Origin of the sequence: Streptosporangium sp. NPDC049644 (assembly GCF_040675205.1) — a bacterium.
Taxonomy (GTDB): Bacteria; Actinomycetota; Actinomycetes; order Streptosporangiales; family Streptosporangiaceae; genus Streptosporangium; species Streptosporangium fukuiense.
Genome location: NZ_JBFAOJ010000009.1, coordinates 43,202 through 67,440 on the forward strand (window position 1 = coordinate 43,202; position 24,239 = coordinate 67,440).

At 69.8% G+C, this 24,239-nt stretch carries 20 protein-coding genes; 11 read left to right on the forward strand and 9 right to left on the reverse strand.

What is annotated here, in order from left to right:
* Positions 1-158 precede the first annotated feature (158 nt).
* The gene (locus AB0J58_RS07460) at positions 159-1,262 is read left to right on the forward strand and encodes an FAD-dependent oxidoreductase (protein WP_364211570.1); all 1,104 of its coding nucleotides are present in this window, start codon (positions 159-161) and stop codon (positions 1,260-1,262) included.
* A 113-nt stretch (positions 1,263-1,375) separates the two neighbouring features.
* Entirely contained in the window at positions 1,376-2,200 is an 825-nt protein-coding gene (locus AB0J58_RS07465) for a L,D-transpeptidase family protein (RefSeq protein WP_364211573.1), read from the forward strand.
* Between the two features lie 15 nt (positions 2,201-2,215).
* On the opposite strand, the gene AB0J58_RS07470 is transcribed toward AB0J58_RS07465, so the two are convergent.
* Together AB0J58_RS07470 and AB0J58_RS07475 are read right to left on the reverse strand one after the other, a co-directional pair.
* Complete coding sequence (locus AB0J58_RS07470) at positions 2,216-3,961, reverse strand: ABC transporter ATP-binding protein (protein WP_364211576.1); 1,746 nt, start codon at positions 3,959-3,961, stop codon at positions 2,216-2,218.
* Positions 3,958-5,655 (reverse strand): ABC transporter ATP-binding protein, encoded by a 1,698-nt coding sequence (locus AB0J58_RS07475; protein WP_364211579.1) that lies wholly within the window; start codon positions 5,653-5,655, stop codon positions 3,958-3,960. The genes AB0J58_RS07470 and AB0J58_RS07475 overlap by 4 nt, the downstream gene beginning before the upstream one ends.
* A 114-nt stretch (positions 5,656-5,769) precedes the next feature.
* On the opposite strand from AB0J58_RS07475, the gene AB0J58_RS07480 reads away from it, so the two are divergent.
* Complete coding sequence (locus tag AB0J58_RS07480; protein WP_343976195.1) at positions 5,770-6,003, forward strand: RNA polymerase subunit sigma-70; 234 nt, start codon at positions 5,770-5,772, stop codon at positions 6,001-6,003.
* A 2-nt stretch (positions 6,004-6,005) separates the two neighbouring features.
* A complete protein-coding gene (locus tag AB0J58_RS07485) occupies positions 6,006-6,557 on the forward strand; it encodes a Clp protease N-terminal domain-containing protein (RefSeq protein WP_364211582.1) in 552 nt (183 codons plus the stop codon).
* Between the two features lie 187 nt (positions 6,558-6,744).
* Here AB0J58_RS07485 and AB0J58_RS07490 read toward each other — a convergent pair whose 3' ends face one another.
* The 3 genes from AB0J58_RS07490 to AB0J58_RS07500 form a co-directional block, all read right to left on the reverse strand.
* Entirely contained in the window at positions 6,745-7,482 is a 738-nt protein-coding gene (locus tag AB0J58_RS07490) for a succinate dehydrogenase/fumarate reductase iron-sulfur subunit (RefSeq protein WP_364211797.1), read from the reverse strand.
* An 84-nt stretch (positions 7,483-7,566) separates the two neighbouring features.
* Complete coding sequence (locus tag AB0J58_RS07495; protein ID WP_364211585.1) at positions 7,567-9,495, reverse strand: fumarate reductase/succinate dehydrogenase flavoprotein subunit; 1,929 nt, start codon at positions 9,493-9,495, stop codon at positions 7,567-7,569.
* Between the two features lie 56 nt (positions 9,496-9,551).
* Complete coding sequence (locus AB0J58_RS07500) at positions 9,552-10,313, reverse strand: succinate dehydrogenase cytochrome b subunit (protein ID WP_364211588.1); 762 nt, start codon at positions 10,311-10,313, stop codon at positions 9,552-9,554.
* 198 nt (positions 10,314-10,511) lie between these two features.
* Here AB0J58_RS07500 and AB0J58_RS07505 point away from each other — a divergent pair, with 198 nt between their 5' ends.
* The 7 genes from AB0J58_RS07505 (at position 10,512) to AB0J58_RS07535 (ending at position 18,582) form a co-directional block, all read left to right on the forward strand.
* Positions 10,512-11,444, forward strand: a complete 933-nt coding sequence (locus tag AB0J58_RS07505) for a LysR family transcriptional regulator (protein WP_364211591.1) — start codon at positions 10,512-10,514, stop codon at positions 11,442-11,444.
* A 157-nt stretch (positions 11,445-11,601) separates the two neighbouring features.
* Positions 11,602-12,756 (forward strand): SpoIIE family protein phosphatase, encoded by a 1,155-nt coding sequence (locus tag AB0J58_RS07510; protein ID WP_364211594.1) that lies wholly within the window; start codon positions 11,602-11,604, stop codon positions 12,754-12,756.
* Positions 12,753-14,366, forward strand: a complete 1,614-nt coding sequence (locus AB0J58_RS07515; RefSeq protein ID WP_364211597.1) for an ATP-binding protein — start codon at positions 12,753-12,755, stop codon at positions 14,364-14,366. The genes AB0J58_RS07510 and AB0J58_RS07515 overlap by 4 nt, the downstream gene beginning before the upstream one ends.
* Positions 14,359-14,808, forward strand: a complete 450-nt coding sequence (locus AB0J58_RS07520; RefSeq protein WP_343976180.1) for a response regulator — start codon at positions 14,359-14,361, stop codon at positions 14,806-14,808. Before AB0J58_RS07515 ends, AB0J58_RS07520 begins: the two co-directional genes overlap by 8 nt.
* A gap of 322 nt (positions 14,809-15,130) precedes the next feature.
* The gene (locus AB0J58_RS07525; RefSeq protein ID WP_343976177.1) at positions 15,131-15,916 is read left to right on the forward strand and encodes a hypothetical protein; all 786 of its coding nucleotides are present in this window, start codon (positions 15,131-15,133) and stop codon (positions 15,914-15,916) included.
* Between the two features lie 9 nt (positions 15,917-15,925).
* A complete protein-coding gene (locus tag AB0J58_RS07530; RefSeq protein ID WP_364211600.1) occupies positions 15,926-17,818 on the forward strand; it encodes a fumarate reductase/succinate dehydrogenase flavoprotein subunit in 1,893 nt (630 codons plus the stop codon).
* A 2-nt stretch (positions 17,819-17,820) separates the two neighbouring features.
* Entirely contained in the window at positions 17,821-18,582 is a 762-nt protein-coding gene (locus tag AB0J58_RS07535) for a succinate dehydrogenase/fumarate reductase iron-sulfur subunit (protein WP_343976171.1), read from the forward strand.
* A gap of 154 nt (positions 18,583-18,736) precedes the next feature.
* Here AB0J58_RS07535 and AB0J58_RS07540 read toward each other — a convergent pair whose 3' ends face one another.
* From AB0J58_RS07540 to AB0J58_RS07555, 4 genes are all read right to left on the reverse strand, one after another.
* On the reverse strand, positions 18,737-20,245 hold the full coding sequence (locus tag AB0J58_RS07540; protein WP_364211602.1) for a hypothetical protein: 1,509 nt from the start codon (positions 20,243-20,245) through the stop codon (positions 18,737-18,739).
* 117 nt (positions 20,246-20,362) lie between these two features.
* Positions 20,363-22,468 carry a hypothetical protein gene (locus AB0J58_RS07545; RefSeq protein ID WP_364211605.1) on the reverse strand — a complete coding sequence of 702 codons (2,106 nt, stop codon included), beginning with the start codon at positions 22,466-22,468 and terminating at the stop codon, positions 20,363-20,365.
* A 107-nt stretch (positions 22,469-22,575) separates the two neighbouring features.
* Positions 22,576-22,974: a (deoxy)nucleoside triphosphate pyrophosphohydrolase gene (locus AB0J58_RS07550; protein ID WP_364211608.1), complete on the reverse strand. Its 399-nt coding sequence runs from the start codon at positions 22,972-22,974 to the stop codon at positions 22,576-22,578.
* Positions 22,975-23,135: 161 nt separating this feature from the next.
* Complete coding sequence (locus AB0J58_RS07555) at positions 23,136-24,233, reverse strand: bifunctional lytic transglycosylase/C40 family peptidase (RefSeq protein ID WP_343976160.1); 1,098 nt, start codon at positions 24,231-24,233, stop codon at positions 23,136-23,138.
* Positions 24,234-24,239: the final 6 nt, after the last annotated feature.

Here is a 24,239-nt window from a genome sequence, read left to right on the forward strand (position 1 = left end):
GCCATCCGTCCCTCATCTCGGATTCGCCGCCATTCCGGGGTTCACCGGTGCCTCGATTTACCCTGGAGAAGTTTCAGCGCTCGTCGTGACGATCTTCCTCGGTCGGCCACGCCGAAAATTGATCGAGCTGGACGGATCCAGAAAGAAGGCGTTCCCAGGTGCGCGCGAATTCAGAGAAGGTACTTGTCGTCGGAGCCGGTGTGAGCGGGTTGACGACCGCGCTGTGTCTGGCCAGGGAGGGATTCCGGGTCACCGTCATCGCGGACAGGTTCGCACCCGACATCGTCTCGGTCGTCGCGGGCGCGCTGTGGGAGTGGCCGCCCGCGGTCTGCGGTTACCACCACGACCAGGTCTCGCTCGCCCGCTCCAAGAGCTGGTGCGTCACCTCGTACCGGATATTCGATGAGCTGGCCCGGTCCGGAGTCCCCGGGGTGGCCATGCGAAGGTCCAACTTCTATTTCAAGCACCCCGTCGAGGAGAGTCCCCACGATCTCCACAAGATGCGGGAGCTCGCGGGGAAGGTGCGCGGTTTCGTCCACGACCGATCGCTCGCCGAGCGGAACGGCGTCGGCCCCGGCTACGGCGTGGTCGACGCCTACTCCCACCTGGCGCCCATGATCGACACAGACCGGTACATGCTGTGGCTGATGCGGCAGGTCAGAATGCACGGGGTGCGGGTCCGACGGCATCGGATCGAAGGGTCGCTGACCGAGAGGAAGGCCGAGCTCCTCGACCGGTTCGACGCCGAGGTGATCGTCTGCTGCGCGGGGCTCGGCACCGCCGAGCTCCGCGGTGTCGGCATGTATCCACTCCGCGGCGCGCTGGTGCGGGTCCGCAACGACGGAATCGACGAGGCCCACTGCGTCTCCCACGACGAGACGAACGACGGCGAGCAGGACATCGTCTTCATCGTGCCGCGCAGTCCGCAGATCCTTGTTCTCGGCGGGCTGGCGGAAAAGGACGAGTGGGACACCGGAATCAACCTGGAGAATCACGTCCCGGTGCGGGACATGTATGAACGCTGCCTGGCCTTCATGCCCGCGCTGCGAAGTTTCGAGCTGGATCCCGATGAGCCGGTACGGGCCGGACTGCGGCCGTTCCGGAAGGAGAACGTCTGCCTTGAGTGGGACGAGGAAGGGCAGGTCGTCTACAACTTCGCACACGGCGGGGCCGGATTCAGCTTTTCCTGGGGCTGCGCCCAGGAGGCCGTCGGCCTGGTGCGCGCGGCCGTGGCGGACCGCACGTACTCCTACTCCTGCTGAGCGTTCTCCTTTCTTCCCGGAGTCGACGCGAGACGGCCTGAACACGGCGAGGTCGCCCGGCGCCGTATGTCACCCTGCTCGGTCGCGACGACAGACCAAAGAGGCTCACTGAAATGCAGAGAATCGTCAACTGCCTGCTGATCGCGAACACGACCCTCGCGCTCACCTCGTGCCTGCCGTTCGGCATCGCGAACACCGGCACCGCGAACACCGGCATCGCGTCACCGAGACGCTCCGGACCCGCCGTCGCCGACGACCACCCGCCTCGTTCCGGGCACACCCCGCTGTCGCGTTTCCCCGCCCTTCGCCCCGGTGATCGGGGAACCCAGGTCCAGGAGATCAAAAAACGTCTCGACCGGCTGGGGTTCCGCACGGGATCCGCCGGCCAGGAGTACGACCCCGCGCTGCGCGCGGCCGTGTGGGCCTTCCAGAAGGCCAACGGGCTGCCCGCCGACGACGAGATCGACCCGGCGACCTGGAAGGCACTCGCCCGTCCGGCGCGGGTCAGGCCGCTGGTGTCCTACGGGGCTCCCACCAGGGTGGAGATCGACCTGCGTCGCCAGTTGCTCACGGCCTGGCAGGACGGCAAGCCGGCGCTGGTCTCCCATATCTCGACCGGCAACGACAAGCACTACTGCAAGAACGGCCACTGCGGGGTCGCCGTCACACCCACCGGGGACTTCCGCGCCTGGTGGCGGACCACCGGCTGGACCCACGGACCGCTGGGCGACCAGTTCTACACCGTCTACTTCAACGGGGGCATCGGCTTCCACGGCTCGGAAAGGGTCCCGCTCCACCCCGCGTCCCACGGCTGCATCCGCGTCCCGCTGCACAACGCCAAGCCGCTGTTCGACATGGCCCCGACCGGCACGCCGGTGTACGTCCGCCGCCCGGCCCCTGCCGAGCCGCCGAAACAGGCCGCGGCCCGGCGAGGCTGACCCCCGCGCCGGTCCTCAACCGGAGGTGCCGTGCCAGCTGCGCCACAGGGCCGCGTAGGAGCCCCCCGCGGCGACCAGTTCCTCGTGGGAGCCGAGTTCGCCGATGCGGCCGTCCTCCACGACCGCGACGCGGTCGGCGTCGTGGGCCGTGTAGAGGCGGTGGGCGATGGCGATCACCGTACGGCCTTCGAGGACGGCGGCCAGCGAGCGTTCCAGGCGGCGGGCAGCGCGGGGGTCGATCAGCGAGGTGGCCTCGTCGAGGACCAGGGTGTGCGGATCGGCCAGCACCAGCCGGGCCAGGGCCAGCTGCTGGGCCTGGGCGGGAGGAACGTGCTCGCCGCCGGAGCCGACCGCCGTGTCGAGCCCGTCGGGCAGGGTCTCGACCCAGTCCCAGGCGTCCACGGCCTCCAGCACCTCGCGGACCCGCGCGTCGTCGGCGTCGGGCCTGGCGATCAGCACGTTGTCGCGCACCGTGCCCCGGAAGACGTGGTGCTCCTGGGTCACCAGGGCGACCTGGCCGCGCAGGTCGTTCAGTGGCAGCTCGACCAGGGGGACACCGCCCACGGTGACCGAGCCGGTGCGGGGGCCGTGGATGCCGGCGAGCAGGCGGCCCAGCGTGGACTTGCCCGCCCCCGACGGCCCGACCATGGCCAGCCGCTCGCCCGGCTTGACCAGCAGGTCGATGCCGTGCAGCACGTCGTGGCCCTCGCGGTAGGCGTAGCGGACGTCGTCGGCCGCCAGCTCACTGCCCTCGGGAGCGGCGGAGGTGGCCTCGCGGTCGTCGGGCACCTCGGCGACGCCGAGCAGCCGGGCCATGGAGGCGCCACCGACCTGGAGCTCGTCGATCCACATCAGCAGCCGGTCGAGCGGGTCGATGAGCTGCTGGACGTAGAGCGTGGCCGCGGTGACCTGGGCCACCGATACCCAGCCCTGGAAGTGGAACAGGCCGCCGATGACCAGCGTCGCCACGATCGGGATCACGTAGCCGAGCTCGACCGAGGGGAACCACACGGTGCGCAGCCCCAGCGTGTAGCGCTCGGCCGCCCACGAGCGGGCGATGTCGGTGTCGGTGCGGCGGTGCCGCCGCCCCTGCAGGCCCAGGGCCTCCACCGCGCGGGCGCCGCCGACCGTCTCGGCCAGCCCGTCGGTCATGTCGGCGTACGCGGCGCTCTCCCGCAGGTAGCCCTCCCTGGCCCGGTTGAGATACCAGCGGGTGGAGATCCACAGGATGGGGACGGCCAGCAGCGAGGGCAGCGCGAGCAGCGGCCCGACCAGTACCAGCGCGCCGACGGTGATCAGGCAGGTGACCAGCGCGATCAGCGTCTCGGGCACGGCGTGCCGTACGGTGCGCGACAGCGAGTCGACGTCCCGCGAGGTCCGCGAGATCAGGTCGCCGGATCCGGCCCGCTCGACGACGGACAGCGGCAGGCCGAGCACCCGCCCGACGAACTCCTCGCGCAGCTCGGCGAGGACCTTCTCGCCGAGCCTGGCCGAGGCGTAGACGGCGAACCTGACCAGCACCGCCTGGGCGACCAGGAAGCCGCCGATGGCCAGCGACACCGTGGTTACGTCGATCCCGGTGCCGTCCTGGACGCCCTGGACGAGGCCGCCGAGCAGCCACGGCACCGCCAGGCCGGCGACGGCGGCCAGGCCGTGCAGCCCCAGCGCCACGGTGAGCTGTCCGGGATATTTCAGGGTGAGCCTGCGGGCGTACGCCCGAACCTGCGCGGTGTCGGCGACGGGCAGGATCTGCCTGCTCATGACTCCTCACCCCGGGTCACGACGGCGGTGTAGCCCGGGTGGGCGGCCAGCAGCTCCCGGTGCGTGCCCTGGGCGCGCACGACGCCTCCCTCGACGTAGATGACGTGGTCGGTGCGGTCGAGCACCAGCGGGCTGGTCGTGCAGACCAGCGTGGTCTTGCCCGCGCGGGCCTTGGCCAGCCGGTCGGCGATGCGGGCCTCGCTGTGCGCGTCGACCGCGCTGGTGGGCTCGATGAGGATGAGCACCTCCGGGTCGAGGGTCAGCGCCCTGGCGAGCCTGAGCCGCTGCTGCTGGCCGCCGGAGAACTCCCGGCCGGCCTCGGCGACGCGCCCCTCCAGACCGCCGGGCAGCGCCTCGACGATGTCGGTGGCGCACGCGGCCTGCAACGCCGAGTTGATCTCCTCGTCGGAGGCCCGGCCGGTGACGTCCAGTTCGTCCCTGAGCACCCCGGCGAACAGCTGGGCCTCGTTGTCGGCGACGAGGATGCGGCGGCGGACCTCGGAGATCGGCAGGGTGTCGAGCGCCACGTCGCCGAAGTCGACGTCGCCGTCGCTGTAGCGGCCGAGCCGGTCGGCGATGGTCACGGCCTCCTCGGGGACGGCCGCCGCGATGGCGGTGAGCATGCCCGGACGCACCGCGACCCCGGAGGTCACGTCGCGCAACAGGCCGCCCTCCGAGCGGCCGGTGCCGCCCTCCACCTCGGGATTCAGCGCCAGGATGCGCACCACCCTGCGAGCGGCGACGTGCCCCTTGGTCAGCTTGTCGGCCGCCTCGGTGAGGGTGCGCACCGGGGCGATCAGGAAGACCGCGTAGCCGTAGAAGGCGACGAGCTGGCCGGCGGTGATCTCGCCGCGCATCGCGAAGGTCGCACCGAGCCAGGTCACCCCGGCGATCAGCAGTCCGGGCAGCAGGATCTGCGCGCCCTCCAGCATCGACTCGACGGAGGCCACCCGCACGCCGGCGTGGCGCACTCGCTGCGACTCGGCGCCGTAGCGGTCGGCGAAGACCTGCTCGCCGCCGATGCCACGGAGCACCCGCAGGCCCGTGACGATGTCGGCGGCGCGGGTGGCGAGGTCGCCCTGCAGGTCGCGGTGGTCGTTCTGGCGGCGGTGCAGCGGCTTGAGCAGGGGGGCGACGGCGACCGCCACGAGGGGCAGCCCGACCAGCACCATCAGTCCCAGTTGCGGCGAGGCGCCGATCAGGATGACGGTCACGACGGCGATGGCGACGACGGCGCCGCTGCCGCGGAGCAGGATGTCCATCGCGTTGCCGATGTGGGCGATGTCGGAGTTGCCGACGCTGACCACCTCACCGGTGGACATGCGCTTGGGCAGGGTCGCGCCCAGCCGGGTCGACTGCCTGACGGTGACCTGGACGGTCCGGTAGGCGGCGGCCAGCCAGTTGTAGACGGCCATCCGGTGCCGCAGGACGCCCATGACGGCCTGGATGATTCCCAGGGCGAGCACCACCGCGCCCCAGGTGATCAGGGCCGGCAGGTCCTTGGCCTTGGGCGTGATCGCGTCGATGCCGTTGCCTATCGCGGCCGGTACGAGCGCCATCGCCAGCCACCACAGGATGGCGTAGCCGATGCCGAGTAGCAGCGGGCCCCGCTGCATACGGGCCACCCACAGCAGGTAGCCGATCGGACTGCGGGCATCGGGAACGCCGGGGTCGGCGGCTGGTAAGGAGCGCATCTCACAGCAAGGGTCACAAACTTCGACCTGGCCCGGCAAACGATTTTCGGCCTCCCGGCGTGTCGCCGTCAATCAGGGTTGACAAGTGGAGCATGTCAACCTAAATTGACAGACATGAGTGATACGGCGCAACTGGCATCCGACGCCGGTAGCCGCGATCCGGCCGTCGGCCTGCGGGCCGTGCGGGCGCTGCGGACGCTGGTCGACCGGCTGGAGGCCCTCCAGGTGGAGAACGCCAGGGACCAGGGCTGGTCCTGGCAGGAGATCGCGCACTGCCTTGAGGTGAGCCGGCAGGCGGTGCACAAGAAGTACGCGGGCGGCCGAGGTCTGCTGAGACGGAAGGACTGACCATGTTCGAAAGGTTCACCGACAAGGCCAGGCGGGTGACGGTCCTCGCCCAGGAGGAGGCACGGCGCCTGCGTCACGGTCACATCGGCACCGAGCACCTGCTGCTCGCCCTGCTGCGTCAGAGTGACGGCGTCGGCGCCCAGGTGCTGACCGGCCTCGGCCTCACCCACGAACGAGCCGACGAGGCGGTCGGCCGCACTCCCCGCGCCGGAGACCTCGACGCGGAGGCCCTGGAGACCATCGGCATCGACCTCGACGCGATCCGGGAGAAGGTCGAGGCCGCCTTCGGGCCCGGCGCCCTGGATCGCCCCCGCGACCGCAAGGCGCCCCGGGGCCACATTCCCTTCACCCCCGGCGCCAAGAAGGTCCTGGAGCTGTCCCTGCGGGAGGCCCTGCGGCTGAAGAACAAACACATCGGCACCGAGCACCTGCTGCTCGGCCTGGTCCGCGACGGCACGGGGCCCGGGATGCGGGTCATCACCCAGGCGGGCCTCACCGCCGACGACGTCCGCCGCGAGATCGCCCGCCACCTCGGCCGGCCGGATCGGCACTGACCCGAAGGACGTTCGGACCTCGGGCGTCGTCGCCCTGAGCGCGTTCCCGGCCGAACACGGTCATCGGCCGCCACCGGCCGGATGGATCCCGGGACGGCGCGAGCCGTACATCACCTCGGATGTACGGCTCGGTGAACCCGGGAAGGCCCGGAGGGTCGATCGGGCACCCACCCGGCGACCGCCTGGCCTACTTGGCGGCCCGCAGGTAGTCGTGGTTCATCTGGGCGATGGTGTCCAGCGGGATGCCCTTGGGACAGACCGCCGTGCACTCGCCGGTGTTGGTGCAGCCGCCGAAGCCCTCGGCGTCCATCTGCTCGACCATCGCGACGGCACGGGAGTCGCGCTCGGGCTGGCCCTGCGGCAGCAGGCTCAGATGGGTGATCTTGGCCGCGGTGAAGAGCGAGGCCGAGCCGTTCGGGCAGGCGGCGACGCAGGCGCCACAGCCGATGCAGGTGGCCGCGTCGAACGCCGCGTCGGCGTCGACCTTCTTCACCGGGAGGCTGTGCGCGTCGGGGGCCGAGCCGGCCGGGACGGAGATGAAGCCGCCCGCCTGGATGATCCGGTCGAACGCCGAGCGGTCCACGACCAGGTCCTTCACCACCGGGAAGGGCGCGGCACGCCACGGCTCGATGGTGATGACCGCGTTGTCCTCGAAGTGGCGCATGTGCAGCTGACAGGTGGTGGTGGCCACCTGCTCACCGTGCGCCACGCCGTTGATGACCATGCCGCACATGCCGCAGATGCCCTCGCGGCAGTCGTGGTCGAAGGCGATCGGGTCGTCGCCCTCCAGGATGAGCCGCTCGTTGAGGACGTCGAGCATCTCCAGGAAGGACATGTCCGGTGACACGTCCTCGACCCGGTAGTTGACCATCCGGCCCTCGTCCTTGGGGCCCTTCTGGCGCCAGACCTTGAGAGTGAGGTTCATACTCATGGTTCGCTTACCTCTCCTCATTCGCTGCGCGGATCGCTCGTCCCACGCGAACCGGTCCGCTCACCGCGTCGGGTGCACTCACTTGTAGCTCCGCTGGCTCATCTTGACGTACTCGTAGTCGAGGTCTTCCTTGTGCAGGATCGGACCCTGCTCGCCGTACTCCCAGGCCGCGACGTAGGAGAAGTTCTCGTCGTCGCGCAGGGCCTCGCCGTCGGCGTCCTGGGACTCGGCGCGGAAGTGACCGCCGCACGACTCGGTACGGTGCAGCGCGTCGATGCACATCAGCTCGGCCAGGTCGAAGAAGTCCCCGACCCGTCCGGCCCGCTCCAGCGCCTGGTTCAGCTCGTCGGCCTCGCCGGACACCTTCACGTTCTGCCAGAACTCCTCGCGCAGCTCGGGGATCCGCTCCAGCGCCTTGCGGAGCGACTCCTCGGTACGTTCCATGCCGCAGTACTCCCACATGATCTTGCCGAGTTCACGGTGGTAGGAGTCGGCGGTGCGGGTGCCGTTGTTCGTCAGCAGCTTTTCGATCTTCTGACGCACCTCGGCCTCGGCCTCGGTCACGTCCTCCTCGTCGACCTCACCGTAGGGGCCGTTCGCCAGGTAGTCGCCGATCGTGGTCGGCAGCACGAAGTAGCCGTCGGACAGCCCCTGCATCAGCGCGGACGCGCCGAGGCGGTTGGCGCCGTGGTCGGAGAAGTTGGCCTCGCCGATCACGAACAGGCCCGGGATCGTGGACTGCAGGTCGTAGTCCACCCACAGGCCGCCCATCGTGTAGTGGACGGCCGGGTAGATGCGCATCGGCTGGGAGTACGGGTCCTCGCCGGTGATGCGCTCGTACATCTCGAAGAGGTTGCCGTACTTCTTCTCCACCGCCTCGCGGCCCAGACGGCGGATCGCGTCGGCGAAGTCGAGGTAGACGCCCAGGCCACCGGGGCCGACACCGCGGCCCTCGTCGCAGACGTTCTTGGCCGCGCGGGAGGCGATGTCGCGCGGGACCAGGTTGCCGAACGCCGGGTAGATCCGCTCCAGGTAGTAGTCGCGCTCCTCCTCGGGAATCGCCGAGGCCGGACGGGTGTCGCCCGCCTTCAGCGGCACCCACACGCGGCCGTCGTTGCGCAGCGACTCCGACATCAGGGTCAGCTTCGACTGGTGGTCGCCGCTGACCGGGATGCAGGTCGGGTGGATCTGGGTGTAGCAGGGGTTGGCGAACATCGCGCCGCGCCGGTGTGCCCGCCAGATCGCCGTGGTGTTGCAGCCCTTGGCGTTCGTCGACAGGAAGAACACGTTGCCGTACCCGCCGCTGGCCAGCACCACCGCATCGGCGACGTGCCGCTCGATCTCGCCGGTGACCATGTCACGGACGATGACGCCGCGCGCCCGGCCCTCGGAGACGATCAGGTCGAGCATCTCGTGGCGGGTGTGCATCTTGACGGTGCCGGCCGCGATCTGGCGCTCCAGCGCCTGGTACGCGCCGAGCAGGAGCTGCTGGCCCGTCTGGCCTCGGGCGTAGAAGGTACGGGAGACCTGCGCGCCGCCGAAGGAACGGGTGTCGAGCAGACCGCCGTACTCGCGGGCGAACGGCACCCCCTGGGCCACGGCCTGGTCGATGATGTTCACACTGACCTGGGCGAGCCGGTAGACGTTGGACTCGCGGGCGCGGAAGTCGCCGCCCTTGACCGTGTCGTAGAAGAGCCGGTAGATCGAGTCGCCGTCGCCGCGGTAGTTCTTGGCGGCGTTGATACCGCCCTGGGCCGCGATGGAGTGCGCGCGGCGGGGCGTGTCCTGGTAGCAGAACGAGGTGACGTTGTAGCCGAGCTCGCCGAGGGTCGCGGCGGCCGAGCCGCCCGCCAAACCGGTGCCCACGACGATGACGTGAAGCTTGCGCTTGTTGGCCGGGTTGACCAGCTTCGCGGAGAACTTGCGCTTCTCCCAGCGCTCCTCGATCGGGCCGTCGGGAGCCTTGGTGTCACGGATCGGCTCACCTTCGGTGTACCCCGTGCTCATCGCGGTCCTCGCTCCTTGTTCTCCGTGCGGCAGGCCCGCCGGGTTCGCGTTCTCGCTCACTTGATCACTCCGATCGCGACCGCCACCGGGACCACCAGGAAGCCGATGACCAGCAGCGCCGACAGGCCCGCGGCGACGGCCTTCAGCGGGCGGTAGCTACGGCGGCTCGCCAGGCCGAGCGTCTGGAAGGCGCTCCACAGGCCGTGGCGCAGGTGCAGGCCGACCATGACGAGGGCGAGCACGTAGAACAGGGTGATCCACCAGCGCGACGGCGCGAAGCCCTCGACCAGGCGGTCGTAGGGGGTGGAGCCGCCACCGGCCGGGTTGACCGCGCCGAACGTCAGGTCCAGCAGGTGGTAGATCAAGAACAGCACGATGATGACGCCGCCGTAGCGCATGGTGTGCACCGCGTAGCCGTTCGCCCTGGACTTGCGCCTGGCCGCGTACTTGACCGGGCGGGCCTTGCCCGCCCGCCGGGCCAGGGAGATCGCCGACCACATGTGCAGGACGACCGCGACGACCATCACGACCTCGATGACGGTCAGCAGGACCCGGTACGGGAGCATCGGCTCGCCCATGGTCCGCAGGAAGGCCGCGTAGGTGTTGAACGACTCGGCACCGGCGAAGCTCTTGAGGTTTCCGGCCATGTGGCCGACGAGGAAGAGCACCATCACGGCACCCGTGATGGCCATCACGGCCTTCTTGCCGTTCGAGGAGCCCAGGAAGCCGCTTCTCCGCCTGGGCTTCGCGGTCTTCGCGGTATCCGCGGGGGGGTTCACAGACGCGGTGGCGGATCCGCGCTCAATCGTGGCAGTCACCCTCGTGACGCTAGGTAAGGGGTTTTATCCAAGTCCAAGTCATCGTGGATGTGGTTTCCATAGCCTGCGGCTATTACCTCTGCGTCGCTGTCGCTTCCAGCGCCGCGCCCTCCGACGCGGTGCGAGCAATCTCACATCGTCTCCCCCACCACCACCCGCCCCGAATCCGCGGTCGGGGGGTCCGTACGCTAGGGAAACGTGCAGCTCCAGCAACTCGCCTATTTCGTGGCGGTCGCCGAGGCCCGGCACTTCACCCAGGCCGCCGAGCGGATGCGCGTAGCCCAGCCCTCGCTGAGCAAGCAGATCAAGGCCCTGGAGGCCGAGCTCGGCGCACCGCTGTTCAGCCGTGCCCGGGGAAACGTCACGCTGACCCCCGCGGGCGAGGCGTTGCTGCCGCTGGCCCGCCGCATGCTGGCCGACGCCGAGACCGCCAGGAGCGAGGTCGGCGAGCTGGCCGGACTGCGCCGCGGCCGGGTCCGGCTGGGCGCCACGCCCTCGCTCTGCGCGGGGCTGCTCGCCGACGCGCTGGCCAGGTTCCACCACGCCTACCCCGGCATCGAGCTGTTCGTGGAGGAGGGCGGCTCCCGCGACCTGGTCCGCACCCTCGCCCGGGGCCAGCTCGACCTGGCGCTGATCATCATGCCGCTGCACAGCGACGACCCCGCCCTCGTCACCGAGGAGGTCCTGCGGGAGAACCTCGTCGTCGCCTCCCCCTCGACCACTCGCGCCCGCAGGCCGTATGTGCGCATCGAGGAGTTGCGGCGGCGGCCGATGGTGATGTTCAGGCGCGGGTACGACCTGCGGGAGGCCACGCTCAACGCCTGCCGGCAGGCCGGGTTCGAGCCCAGGTTCGCGGTGGAGGGCGGCGAGATGGACGCCGTGCTGCGCTTCGTGGAGGCCGGGCTGGGGGTCGCGCTGGTCCCCTCGATGGTCCTGGACGGCCGCCCGGGACTTTCCGGGACACCCCTGGCTCCTCCCGGGCTGCGCCGCACCATCGCCATCGCGCACCGCAAGGACGTCGAGCCCACCCGCGCGGCCCAGGCCTTCCGCGCGACCCTGCTCCTCTTCCTCGCCGAGGCCGCCCACGAGGGCAGCCTTCCCCAGGGGTTGGACCTGATCATCCAGGGTTGACCCCTGGCGAGGAGACCGTCGGCGCCTCGCGCCGATCAGTGCCTCCCCCGGTGTCCGACGGGCGGTGAATCACATCGCATCGGCGTCCCGGTACCTGACGTGTCGCACTATTCTACGTAGCGTCGACAGGTTCTCCCGAGCTCATGAAGAGGCGTCAGTGACCGCCCCCGCCAATGAAACGCTCACGCTTCTTCTCATCGAAGACGACGCGGGCGATGCCTTCCTCGTGGAGGAGTTGCTCGGCGAGGCGGACAACCCACCGAAGATCATCTGGGTGCGGAGCCTGGCCGAGAGCAGGGTCCGGCTGACCTCCGAGGTGCAGTGCGTGCTCGTCGACCTCTCCCTGCCCGACGCGACCGGCCTGGAGGCGCTGGAGCAGGTGCTCTCGATGGCGCCGCATGCCGCCGTGCTCGTGCTGACCGGCCTGAACGACGCCCACGTCGGCGTGGAGGCGGTCGCCGCCGGCGCCCAGGACTTCCTGGTCAAGCAGGACGTGGAGGGTCGCCTGCTGGCACGGGCGATCCGCTACGCGATGGAACGCAAGCGAGCCGACCTGGCCCAGCGCAGGCTGGTCGAGGCCGAACTGCTCACCAAGGAGAACTCCCGCCTCGAACGCGGGCTCCTCCCGGTCCCGCTGCTGTCCACCGAGATTCTCGAACACCACGCCCGCTACCTGCCAGGACGCAGGCGCGCCCTGCTCGCCGGTGACTTCTGGGACACCGTGCAGAGCCCCGACGGCGCCGTCCACGTGGTGGTCGGCGACGTGTGCGGGCACGGCCCCGACGAGGCCGCGCTGGGAGTCGCGCTCAGGATCGCCTGGCGGACCCTGGTCCTGGCCGGGCACACCGGCAACGAGCTGCTCGGCACGCTGGAGTCGGTGCTCCGCCTGGAACGCAAGTCCGCGGAGATCTTCACCACCCTGTGCATCGCCACGATCGACCCCGCGCTCAGCCAGGCGCGGATGTACGTGGTCGGCCACCCGCCGCCGCTGCTGATCCGCGACGGCGCGATCGGCGTGGTGCCGGGTACCCCCTCGGGGCCGCCACTGGGCATCTTCCAGGACGTGCACTGGTCGGAGATCGACGTCGCGCTCGGCGACGACTGGTCGCTGCTGCTCTACACCGACGGGCTGATCGAGGCCACCGTGGGCGGCGGACCCGACCTGCTCGGCACCGAGGGCCTGCTCAGGCTCGTCCAGGAGCAGGGCGGGATCGAACTCGATCGCCTCATCGAACGCGTCATCGAGCTGAACCGTGACGCGCTCAGCGACGACCTGGCGACCGTGCTCATCTCCCGGAACGGAAGACGATGACCGACCGCTCGGATCGCGGCACCAGCCCGCATCCCCTGCCCGCGCCCACTCCCGCGAAGGGTTTCGGGAGGCTCCCGGTGGGCCGCTGGTTCATGTTCGCCGGAGTGGGCATCGCGCTGGTCTTCATGATCTCGGCCGTCGTCACGATCAGGTCGATCGAGGACGCCCGCCAGGCCAGGGAGACCCTGGTCGACGTCATCGACCCGGCGACGCTGCGCACCCTGGAGATCTCCAACGCGCTGACCGCGCAGGAGAGCTCGATGCGGACGTACGGCAGGACCAACGAGGAGACCTCCCTGCGGGAGTACCGGGAGGCGCTCGCCGCGGAGCACCGGGCGCTGGACGCGCTCACCGCGCTGATCCCCCGGATACCGGAGCGACAGAGGATCAGTGTCGAGGTGGCCAACCTGAAGGCCAAGGGGGAGGCCTGGCGGCGCGACTACGCGGAGCGGGTCATCGCCTCGGTGCCGACGCTGAAGACCGACGCCGCCCGACAGAACGCCACGATCAACGCCACCCGGTCCACCGAGATCCGCCAGTCCCTCGAAGAGCTGCAGAACCATCTGAACCGGCTGCACGAGATCGGCAGCGTGCGGCTCGACCGCGGCTGGCAGGCCCTCTACGTCGCGCTCATCGGAGTCGCCGGAGCACTGGTCGCGGCCGCGATCGTCTCGGTCCTCATCGTGCGCCACGTGGTGCTCCGCCCGCTGGCGGAGCTGAACGAGCAGGTCCGCGCGGTCGCCCAGGGAGACTTCGACCACAGGCTCAGGGTCGAGCACCCCGCCGAGCTGGCCGAGCTGTCCGGCCACGTCGACGCGATGCGTCACCGTATCCTCGCCGAGTGGCACCGGTCCTCGGAGACGCAGCGCAAGCTGGAGGACCAGGCGACGGAGCTGAGGCGCTCCAACAGCGAGCTGGAGCAGTTCGCCTACGTGGCCAGTCACGACCTGCAGGAGCCGCTGCGCAAGGTGGCCAGCTTCACCCAGATGCTGGAGCAGCGCTACGGCGACCAGCTCGACGACCGCGCCAAGCAGTACATCGCCTTCGCGGTCGACGGCGCCAAGCGCATGCAGATGCTGATCAACGACCTGCTCGACTTCTCCCGGGTCGGCAGGATGGGCGGCGAGCGCACCGACATCGACGCCGAGGGGCCGCTGAGGGCCGCGCTGAACAACCTCGCCGCGCCGATCGAGGACACCGGCGCGACGGTGACCTACGACGAGCTGCCCCAGGTGCACGGCAACCGGGTGCAGCTCACCCAGCTCTTCCAGAACCTCATCGGCAACGCGATCAAGTTCCGCTCGGAGGATCCGCCGGAGATCCACATCGGGGTGCGGCGCGACGGGGACATGTGGGAGTTCTCCTGCACCGACAACGGCATCGGCATCGACAGTAAATACACTGACCGCATCTTCCTGATTTTCCAGCGTCTGCACGGGCGGGACGTCTACGCGGGCACCGGCATCGGGTTGGCTCTCTGCAAGAAAATCGTCGAGTACCACGGCGGTCGCATCTGGGTGGACACCGAGGACAGCGAACCCGAGAACACCACCAGAACCGGCACGACCTTCCGCTGGACCTTTCCCTCAGGAGAAAACGCTGATGAATGACCTGCGCTGGATCGACGTCCTGCTGGTCGAGGACGACCCGGGCGATGTCCTGCTGACGCGGGAGGCGTTCGAGCTCAACAAGGTCCGCAACAAGCTGCACGTGGTCAACGACGGCGAGCAGGCCATGTCCTTCCTTCGCAAGGAGGGCGAGTACGCCGACGCACCCCGGCCCGACCTGATCCTGCTCGACCTCAACCTGCCCCGCAAGGACGGCCGGGAGGTGCTCCAGGACATAAAGGCCGACGAGAAGCTCCGCGGGATCCCGGTGGTCGTGCTGACCACGTCGGAGTCCGAGGAGGACATCCTGCGCAGCTACAACCTGCACGCCAACGCCTACGTCTCCAAGCCCGTCGACTTCGACCAGTTCATCAGCGTGGTCCGGCGGATCGACGACTTCTTCGTGACCGTCGTCAAGCTGCCCAGCTCCGGCCAGCACTACTGACGGCACGCCACGCCCGGCGGCGGGGTCTCCCCGCCCGCCGCCCGTGCCCGTTCTCACGGCCTCCGAGACCTCCCTGTGATCGTCCACCTCCTGAGACGCCGCAGGCGGAGTGCCCTCACGCGCCAACGTGACAGGAATCACACCTGGCTAGTGAAATTACCAGTGACCTCTCTCACATAACCCCCGGGCTCCGTCGTAACGTATCCCCCACCAACATGCGCGCGCACGTGTGAGCCGGCGCGACCATGGCCCAGCGCGCGGCACAACTGAAACGACCCGGACCCCAAGGCGAGCGGGGTTCGCGGGAGGTGGAGAGGTCTCGATGACCCAGACAACGGCCGAGAGCCCGGCCAGAAGGCAACGTGCGCAGATCAAGGAGCGCACCCTGCGAACCGACCCGTGGTGGCGCTATCCACTGGTCACATTCATCATCTTCACGGTATTCGTCGTCTACGCCACGTGGACGATCTTCGACGCGAGTTACTTCGTGTCCCCATATCACGCACCGTTCACGTCACCCTGCCTGGCGACGAGCTGTCCCGAGGAGGCGCGGCTGTTCGGCCTCGCCCCGTTCGGCGACTGGTACGCGCTGCCCCCGGCCCTGCTGATCCTCGGTTTTCCCGGGGGCTTCCGTCTCACCTGCTACTACTACCGCAAGGCCTACTACCGGGGCTTCTGGCTCTCGCCGCCGGCGTGCGGGGTGGCCGAGCCGCACAAGAAGTACACTGGTGAGTCACGCTTCCCGTTGATTCTTCAGAACATTCACCGCTACTTCTTCTACGCGGCGATCGTCATCGGCCTCATCCTGGCGTACGACGCGGTGAAGGCGCTGATCGCCAAGCCGACCGGCCTGGGCACCTGGATCCTGATCGTCAACGCGATCCTCATCAACCTGTACACGCTGTCGTGCCACTCCTGCCGGCACATCACAGCCGGGCGCCTGAACCACTTCTCCAAGCACCCGATCCGCTACCGGGCCTGGGGCATCGTCTCGAAGCTCAACGCCAAGCACCAGGAGCTCGCACTGATCTCCATGTTCAGCATCATGGGTGCCGACCTCTACGTCCGCCTGGTCGCCAAGAACATCATCGCCTTCCCGTTCGTATAAGGATCACCTGTGGAAATCGAGCGTCACGAATACGACGTCGTCGTCATCGGCGCCGGCGGTGCGGGGCTGCGGGCGGCCATCGAGGCCCGCCAGCAGGGCAAGCGGACGGCGATCGTCTGCAAGTCCCTGTTCGGCAAGGCGCACACGGTCATGGCCGAGGGCGGCGCCGCCGCGGCCATGGGCAACGTCAACAGCGACGACAACTGGATGGTGCACTTCCGCGACACCATGCGCGGCGGCAAGTTCCTCAACAACTGGAGGATGGCCGAGCTGCACGCCAAGGAGGCGCCCGACCGGGTCTGGGAGCTGGAGGCGTGGGGCGCGCTGTTCGACCGCACCAAGGACGGCAAGATCAGCCAGCGTAACTTCGGCGGGCACGAGTACCCGCGGCTGGCCCACGTCGGCGACCGCACCGGCCTGGAGCTGATCCGCACCCTGCAGCAGCGGGTGGTCGCGCTCCAGCAGGAGGACGAGAAGCTGCACGGTGACGCCGAGGCGTACATCAAGGTCTTCCAGGAATGCACGGTGACCCGCCTGCTCAAGGACGGCGACGCCATCTCCGGCGCCTTCGGCTACTGGCGGGAGAACGGCAAGCTCATCCTGTTCGACGCCCCCGCGATCGTGCTGGCCACCGGCGGCATCGGCAAGTCGTACGTGGTCACGTCCAACTCGTGGGAGTACACCGGCGACGGCCACGCGCTGGCCCTGCTGGCCGGGGCGAACCTGATCAACATGGAGTTCATCCAGTTCCATCCCACCGGGATGGTCTGGCCGCCCTCGGTCCGGGGCATCCTCGTCACCGAGTCCGTCCGCGGTGACGGCGGGGTGCTGAGGAACTCCGAGGGCAAGCGCTTCATGTTCGACTACATCCCCGACGTGTTCAAGGACAAGTACGCCACCTCCGAGGAGGAGGGCGACCGCTGGTACACCGACCAGGCCAACAACCGCCGCCCTCCGGAGCTGCTCCCCCGTGACGAGGTCGCGCGGGCCATCAACTCCGAGGTGAAGGCGGGACGCGGATCACCCCAGGGCGGCGTCTACCTCGACGTCTCCACCCGCCTCCCGGCCGCCGAGATCATCAAGCGGCTGCCGTCGATGCACCACCAGTTCAAGGAGCTGGCCGACGTCGACATCACCAAGGAGGCCATGCAGGTCGGCCCGACCTGCCACTACATCATGGGCGGTGTCGAGGTCGACGCCGACACCGGCGCGGCGGCCGTACCCGGCCTGTTCGCGGCCGGTGAGGTCTCCGGCGGCATGCACGGCTCCAACCGGCTGGGCGGCAACTCGCTGTCCGACCTGCTGGTGTTCGGCCGCCGCGCGGGCGCCGGAGCGGCCTCGTACGTGGACGGCCTGGCCGCCCGGCCGAAGGTCTCCGAGGAGTCCGTGGCCAAGGCGAGCATGGAGGCGCTGGCCCCGCTGGAGCGCTCGGGCGAGAACCCGTACGAGGTCCACCACGAGCTGCAGCGGACGATGAACGAGCTGGTCGGCATCATCCGCAAGTCCGAGGAGGTCTCCGAGGCGCTGGAGGCGGTGGAGAAGCTCAAGGAGCGGGCCCAGAACGTCGGCGCGGCCGGCAGCCGGATCTACAACCCGGGCTGGCACCTCGCCCTCGACCTGCGCAACATGCTCCTGGTCTCGGAGTGCGTGGCGAAGGCGGCGCTGCTGCGCGAGGAGAGCCGCGGCGGCCACACCCGTGACGACTTTCCGGCCATGTCCGCCGAGTGGCGGACCAAGATCCTGCGCTGCGCCCTCACCCCGGACGGCTCCGGCATCGCGGTCGAGGAGCAGGTCCAGACCGCGATGCGGGACGACCTCATCACGCTGTTCGACCGCGACGAGCTGAAGAAGTACATCACCGAGGAAGAGCTGGCCGCCTTTGACGCGCTGGCCAAGGAGTAACCATGAGTTACAAGGCGAAGTTCCGCGTCTGGCGGGGCGAGGGCGGCGAGGGCAGGCTTGAGGACTTCACCGTCGAGGTGAACGAGGGCGAGGTCGTTCTCGACATCATCCACCGGCTCCAGGCGACCCAGGCCCCCGACCTCGCCGTCCGCTGGAACTGCAAGGCCGGCAAGTGCGGCTCGTGCTCCATGGAGATCAACGGCAGGCCGAAGCTCGGGTGCATGACCCGGATGTCCACCTTCAGCGAGGAGGAGACGATCACGGTGACGCCCATGCGGACGTTCCCAGTGATCAAGGACCTGGTCACGGACGTCTCGTACAACTACCAGAAGGCCAGGGAGATCCCGTCCTTCACTCATCCGGCCGACGTGAAGCCGGGCGAATACCGCATGCAGCAGATCGACGTCGAGCGGTCCCAGGAGTTCCGCAAGTGCATCGAGTGCTTCATGTGCAACAACGTCTGTCACGTCATCCGTGACCACGAGGAGAACAAGCCCGGCTTCGCCGGTCCGCGCTTCCTGATGCGGATCGCCGAGCTGGACATGCACCCGTACGACGTGGCCGACCGCAAGGACTCCGCTCAGGAGGAGCACGGCCTGGGCTACTGCAACATCACCAAGTGCTGCACCGAGGTCTGCCCCGAGCACATCAAGATCACTGACAACGCGCTGATTCCCATGAAGGAGCGCGTCGCCGACCGTAAGTACGATCCGCTGGTCTGGCTGGGCAACAAGATCTTCAAGCGTTCCAGCTCGAAGAGCTGACCTCCGCACGGCGGCGCCGCCCACGGGGCTCTCCCCGGGCGGCGCCGCCGTGTTTCCGCAACGTTTCAAGCTGCTCAGACCTTCGTGGCCTTCCGCGCTGTCTCAGGCCGGCGGCGCGATCAGGGACGAGGACGGTTCCAGAGGCCGGTGGAGGTCAGGTGGAGCGGCGGAAGAGACCGCGCTTCTTCTTGCCGGCGTCCTGACCGGGGAGCGGGTAGACCGCCGTCGAGGCCGGCCCCATGGGGGGCTGCTCGCCGGCATCCGGCCGGTTACCCGGGCCGTGGGTCCCCGGACCACCGGGACCGTCAGGACCACCGTGAGCGAGTGGGCCGCCAATGGGGCCGTGGGCTCCCGGACCACCGAACCCTTCAGGGCCGCCCTGAGCCGGCGGGCCACCGACGCCGTGAACTCCGCCGAAGGGGCCTCCGGGGCCACCTCGGGCGGGCTCCTGCGGGAACGGCGCCCCGGGGAACTCCGGCTGCCCCTGCGGAGAACGACCCTCGCGAGGCTCGGGGCCAAGCGCTCCGGGGTTCTCCGGCCCGCCCTGGCCTGGAACTCCCTGACCTGGAGCGTGCTGCCCCGGAACATCCTGCGGCTCGGGTCCGAAAGGCTGGAAATCGCCCTGGGGGCGGTCCGACCGGTTCCGATCATCCTGCGGTTCCTGGCCGAAGGGCTGGGGGCCGTGGAACGCGGCCGCCGGGCCGTCCTGCCCCGCCGGGCCGTAGGGCACCTGCTCCTGGACGGTCTGACCGTACGGGTCGCCGTGGCCGGTGGGCTGCTGCTCGTAGCCGGGCGCGGGCATGTACGCCGTCGTCTGCTCGTAGCCGTAGGGGTACTGCCCGGGGACGTAACCCTCCGGGTAGACGGGAGAGTACATCTGCATCGGGACGAGGCTGATGATCGGCGCGTAGGCCGTGCCGCCCTGGTAGGGGCCGGGAACGAAACCGGGTCCGGCGGCGTAGCCGGGACCGCCGTGATAGGCCATCGGGTCCATCGGGTCGACGCGGGGACCCATCCCCCGGGGGCCGGCCCGGCGGATGGCCGCGGCGTGGGCCAGGCGGCGCAGCCTGCCCTCGAAGATCAGAACGGCGAACAGCACCAGCAGCACCAGGATCAGCGCCGGGATGCCGAGCTGGCGGCTCAGCGTGGCCCCGTCAAACTCGGCGTTCGCGTTGCGGATCTCGGACACCGAGGAGCCCGAGGCGTTCTCGTCGAACGTGGCGCTCTCTTCCGGTGAGGGCGTGGCCGAGGGAAGCGGGGTGTTGGCCGGGAACTGGACGTCTTGTTCCTCGGACGCCGAAGGGCTGGGATCGGTCTCCGGCGGAGCGATCGGGGCCGAGCTCTCCTGGGCCGGCGGAGCGACCGGCTCCTGCGCGGGCGGCGGGGTCGTGGCCTTCGGAGGCTTCGTCGTCGGCGGTACGGTCACCGTGGTGGTCACGGTCTTCTGCGGGACCGGGGTCTCCTCCGCGCCGCCTCCGGGATCCTCGGTGACCGTGACCGTGACGATCGGCGTGGGCTCCTCACAGGGCCCCGCCGGATCGACGTCACATCCGGGGATGTACGACGGGTCGACGACCATCGTCCTGACCGTCGCACCGGCCACGGAGGAACCGGTGAGCGGTGCCACGACGACCAGGAAGGCACCGCTGATCCCCAAAGACATCACAACGGCGGAGACAGCTGCCCTGAGCCGTGCTCGCGTCACCGGTGCCCTCCGTGCAATCAACCATGAACACGTCAAAGAAATACTAGTTGGGCAAAAGTAACAGTAAATCGCCTTTTACAAAACGTGTCGCGAACGACGGCGGCGCTGGATCCTCCGCTGCAGCCAGAGGAGGCCGAGTAGTGCCCCCACCGCTGCTCCCACCGCCGGTAGGCCCCGCACTCCTGTCAGCAGCGGGCTTGACTCGGCGACCGCCCGGACCTGGGTGTTCGGACCGTCGAGATCCTGCGGGAGCGGCGCACCCTGTGGTACGGGGACCTGTGCGGCGGCGGGGAAGGGGCCCGCCGGCGGCAACTGGAGCTGGGGCCCGGTCCCGAGACCGGGCATCTGGCCCGCCCCCGCCACCCCCGCGGAGCCCGGCGGCACCTGCTGCGGTACGCCCGGCATCTGCCCCATGGGCGGCGGCGCTACCTGCTGCGGCACCATCGGTGCCTGGCCACCCGGCGGCTGCGCCATGGGCACCTGCTGTCCCGCTCCCGGGAAGCCGCCCCCCGGGAAGCCGGGACCGACCGGCCCGCCCACTTCCCGTCGTGGCGCACCGGGCCGGCCGGCCTTTCCCTGCCCGCCTGCCCCCGGATGGCCCGGAAGCATCGGCTGCGGCTGCGCGCCGAGCTGACCGGGCGGGACGAGCATGCCCTGACCGGGCTTACCCGGCCGGCCGGGCATGCCCTGACCGGGCTGGACGAGTTGTCCGGCCGGCCACTGAACGGCCCCCGGGTAACCGGGCCCCATCGGCGCCACCATCGGGCGGCGCGCTCCGGGCTTGCCGATCATCGTCTGGCCGCCTGCCGGATGACCGGGTCCCACGGGCGCGAGCATCGGCCTGCCCGCCCCCTCGCGGCGCGCGCCGGACCGGCAGGCCGCCCGCCGTTTCCCGGACATCTTCCGCCCGGCCGTCCCGCGTCCCGCGTGAGCCCCCACGGCCGGATGGTTCCTACCGTTCTGCCGCTGAAGGGGATGTTCCTCAGGTGTTCTCACCGGCTGCGGTGCGGCGTCGGCCGGGCCGTGGCCGGCCACACCGCCGCTCGTCCCCGGTACGGCGCCCGGAACGGCGGCGTCGGCGGGAAGCCTCGTTCCCGGCCGAACCGAGCCCTCGGGAGCCACCGGGGCCGAGGGAACAGCCGGGACTGAGGGGGCAGCCGAGGTCGAGGGAGCTCCCGAGGTCGAGGGCACGGCCGTGCTCCCACCCACACCCGTAGCGGCACCCGCCACGACCGAACGCGGCGCCTCGGGGACCGACGCCTTTTCCAGAACGTCGAAAAGGAAGGCCAGTGTGCGCTGCTCGACCTTCTCCGCCTCCGACGCGCCGGGGGCGATCTTCGGAGCCCAGCCCCGCTCCCCGACTGCCTGGGGAGCGTTGAGAACCAGGTCGGCGCCACCGAGCGTCTCCACGCCCGCGCGCGGACCCGCGGGCCGGGCCGGCGCGGCATCTCCCAGATGGATCCTGGAAGGGCCGGAGATTTCCGGGGCACCGGAGCCGCCACGCGAGGGCGGCGCCCCGGCACTCACCCCGGAGACGGACCCGGGCATCTCCCTCTGGGCACGGGCGAGCTCCGGGCTCCCGGCGGCGCCCCGGATCTGCGGCGTCACCACGTCCGGACTCCCGGCGGTGCCCCCGGCAGTGCCCCCGGCAGTGCCCCCGGCAGTGCCCCCGGCAGTGCCCCCGGCAGTGCCCCCGACGGTGCCCCCGACGGTGCCCCGCACCTGCCGGGTCACCACATCCGACTCCTTGAGTGCGCCCTGCCCCTGCTGCACCGTCTCCCCAGCGGGTCCGCGCATCCGGGCCATCGCGGTCAGCGTGATGTCCCGCGGACGCTCCGGCGCGGCGAGCAGCACGTCGACGAGCCCGCCGTCGGCGGGCAGGTCACCGACCGAGCAGACCGCCGTCCCCTTGGGAAGCGGGGTCGCGGGCCCGGTCGCCACCGGACACTCGATGCCTCTGAGGGCGTCGGCGGGGGTCGTCACGACCGCCAGCCGCGCGCCGGCGCCCGGCCCTCGCAGGCGGATGCGGAAGCGGATCACCTCGTCGGCGCGGCTCCACCGTGCCCACGTACCGGGGGCGGCGGCCAGGTCGAGGGGCGACTCGGCCGGCTCGGCCGGCTGGGCGGCGTACACCCCCGAGGCACCGCCGAGGATGAGCACCCCCGCTCCGACCGCCGACACGAGCCGAGTACCACGCCACCATACGGTCACCGCATATCTCCGTTCCCCGGGTACGGACACGCGACATCGCCACGTCCAGTAGCAGTTATGTCACGGTGCGGAGACGATCAATCCTTATTGAACCGACCTTGCCCATCGTTGAGACGACCTTGTACCGCCCGCACGATTGGAAGGTCCGCGGGCAGCCACGCCACGTCGTAGAGCTCGTCCATCTTCAGCCAGCGCAGATCCAGGTGCTCCCTGGTCTCCGGCCTGCCCTCGGCGATCACCGCGAACCAGACCCGCAGGACGTAGCCGCCGGCGAGCGCCCAGTCGCCGCCGACCCGCTCGCCCACCTCGATCAGTACGCCGAGCTCCTCCTGGCACTCCCTGACCAGCGCCGTGTGCTCGTCCTCACCGGGATCGACCTTGCCTCCCGGCAGCTCCCAGCCACCGGCCAGCTCGGGAGGATCGGCGCGCTGGGCGGCGAGCAGCCTGCCCTGGCCGTCGACGATGGCGGCGCCCACAACGACCTTTTCCGTGACTCCTCCGCTCCCCGAGGAGAGCGGCTTCTCGCTCCCCCGGCCGAGTTGGGCGATGGTCAGAACACCGGAACCGTAACAGGAGGCGACTCACCTGCCGGGTAGGCCAGGCCGTCCCCTCGCCGAACATGACGCCCCCGATTCTGTCAGCCCTGCTCCCTCAACTTGAGTTGCTCCAGGATCTGGGGGTGTTGCAGCGGTCGGGTGAACCCCACGATCCCGGTGCGTTCCCGATAGGTGGTGACCTTGATCGGCCCGCAGAGCCGGCATCTCGCCTCGACCATCTTGCCCGGCGACACCACCAGGCCCACGTGCCCGGGACGGTCGGGGCCGGTGCCGGGACCCGAGTTGAAGAAGACGAGATCACCCGCCTGTTCCTGCCCCGCGGAGACCTGCACGCCGAACGGCCACTGGCCGAACGTGGTCCGCGGGATGGTCAGGCCAACACTCCGGTAGGCCATGTAGATGATCCCCGAGCAGTCGTAGCCGGCGGGCCCGGTGCCGCCCCAGATATAGGGCTTGCCGCGCTGGGCCAGCGCGTACTGCAGGATCGCGGCCACCGTACCTGTCGGCGCCGCCTCCAGCATGGGTTCGTCGCAGCTGTCGTCCGCCTCGGGCGGGGTGGCGACCTCGCCGTCCTTGGCGTACTTCTCGGCGATCTCCATGACCTGGTCGACGTACCACCAGGCGCGGTTGTAGACGAACAGCGAACGCCGTACGTTCTCCGGCGCGCCGTTCCGCTTCAGCATCTTCGCCGCGCCTAGGATGGCGTCAGCCGGGTTGTACACGTCGGCCCAGCCGTCTCCGTCGCCGTCGGAGGCGTAGCCGTTGAACGTGGACGGGATCTTGATCTTGGCCTTACCGCCCCAGGTGCTGATGAGAAACTGCATCGGCCCGGCGGCGCCCGCGTAGTTGACGCCGCTGCGCACGCCGGGGAGTGTGGAGCGTCCGTGGTCGGTCTCGCGCTTGCCGACCCCGGCGAGCACGTTCCACTGCACGCCGACCTTCTGCCCGTGCTCGCGGTAGAGCTTCAGGTACTCCTCGGGGATGTCGGACGTCGCGGTCTCCGACTCGTCGCCCACCGTCTGGACGTTCTTCCCGCAGTCGGGTTGCGCCTGCCCGGTGATGGAGGGGAACGAGGGGAAACCACTGATCATCATCATCGGCGCCATGATCAGCGTGATCATGCAGAGTCCGGCGACTCCGAGGACCAGCGCGAGGCGGAGATGTCTGTTCTCCCTCATGAGGTT

Bases quoted from the DNA above. Each gene is read 5' to 3' on its own strand.
- AB0J58_RS07515 (WP_364211597.1), top strand. From the start codon at position 12,753: ATGACCGACCGCTCGGATCGCGGCACCAGCCCGCATCCCCTGCCCGCG.
- AB0J58_RS07520 (WP_343976180.1), top strand. From the start codon at position 14,359: ATGAATGACCTGCGCTGGATCGACGTCCTGCTGGTCGAGGACGACCCG.
- AB0J58_RS07480 (WP_343976195.1), top strand. From the start codon at position 5,770: ATGAGTGATACGGCGCAACTGGCATCCGACGCCGGTAGCCGCGATCCG.
- AB0J58_RS07525 (WP_343976177.1), top strand. From the start codon at position 15,131: ATGACCCAGACAACGGCCGAGAGCCCGGCCAGAAGGCAACGTGCGCAG.
- AB0J58_RS07490 (WP_364211797.1), bottom strand. From the start codon at position 7,482: ATGAACCTCACTCTCAAGGTCTGGCGCCAGAAGGGCCCCAAGGACGAG.
- AB0J58_RS07475 (WP_364211579.1), bottom strand. From the start codon at position 5,655: ATGCGCTCCTTACCAGCCGCCGACCCCGGCGTTCCCGATGCCCGCAGT.
- AB0J58_RS07470 (WP_364211576.1), bottom strand. From the start codon at position 3,961: ATGAGCAGGCAGATCCTGCCCGTCGCCGACACCGCGCAGGTTCGGGCG.
- AB0J58_RS07495 (WP_364211585.1), bottom strand. From the start codon at position 9,495: ATGAGCACGGGGTACACCGAAGGTGAGCCGATCCGTGACACCAAGGCT.
- AB0J58_RS07485 (WP_364211582.1), top strand. From the start codon at position 6,006: ATGTTCGAAAGGTTCACCGACAAGGCCAGGCGGGTGACGGTCCTCGCC.
- AB0J58_RS07555 (WP_343976160.1), bottom strand. From the start codon at position 24,233: ATGAGGGAGAACAGACATCTCCGCCTCGCGCTGGTCCTCGGAGTCGCC.
- AB0J58_RS07535 (WP_343976171.1), top strand. From the start codon at position 17,821: ATGAGTTACAAGGCGAAGTTCCGCGTCTGGCGGGGCGAGGGCGGCGAG.
- AB0J58_RS07465 (WP_364211573.1), top strand. From the start codon at position 1,376: ATGCAGAGAATCGTCAACTGCCTGCTGATCGCGAACACGACCCTCGCG.
- AB0J58_RS07540 (WP_364211602.1), bottom strand. From the start codon at position 20,245: ATGTCTTTGGGGATCAGCGGTGCCTTCCTGGTCGTCGTGGCACCGCTC.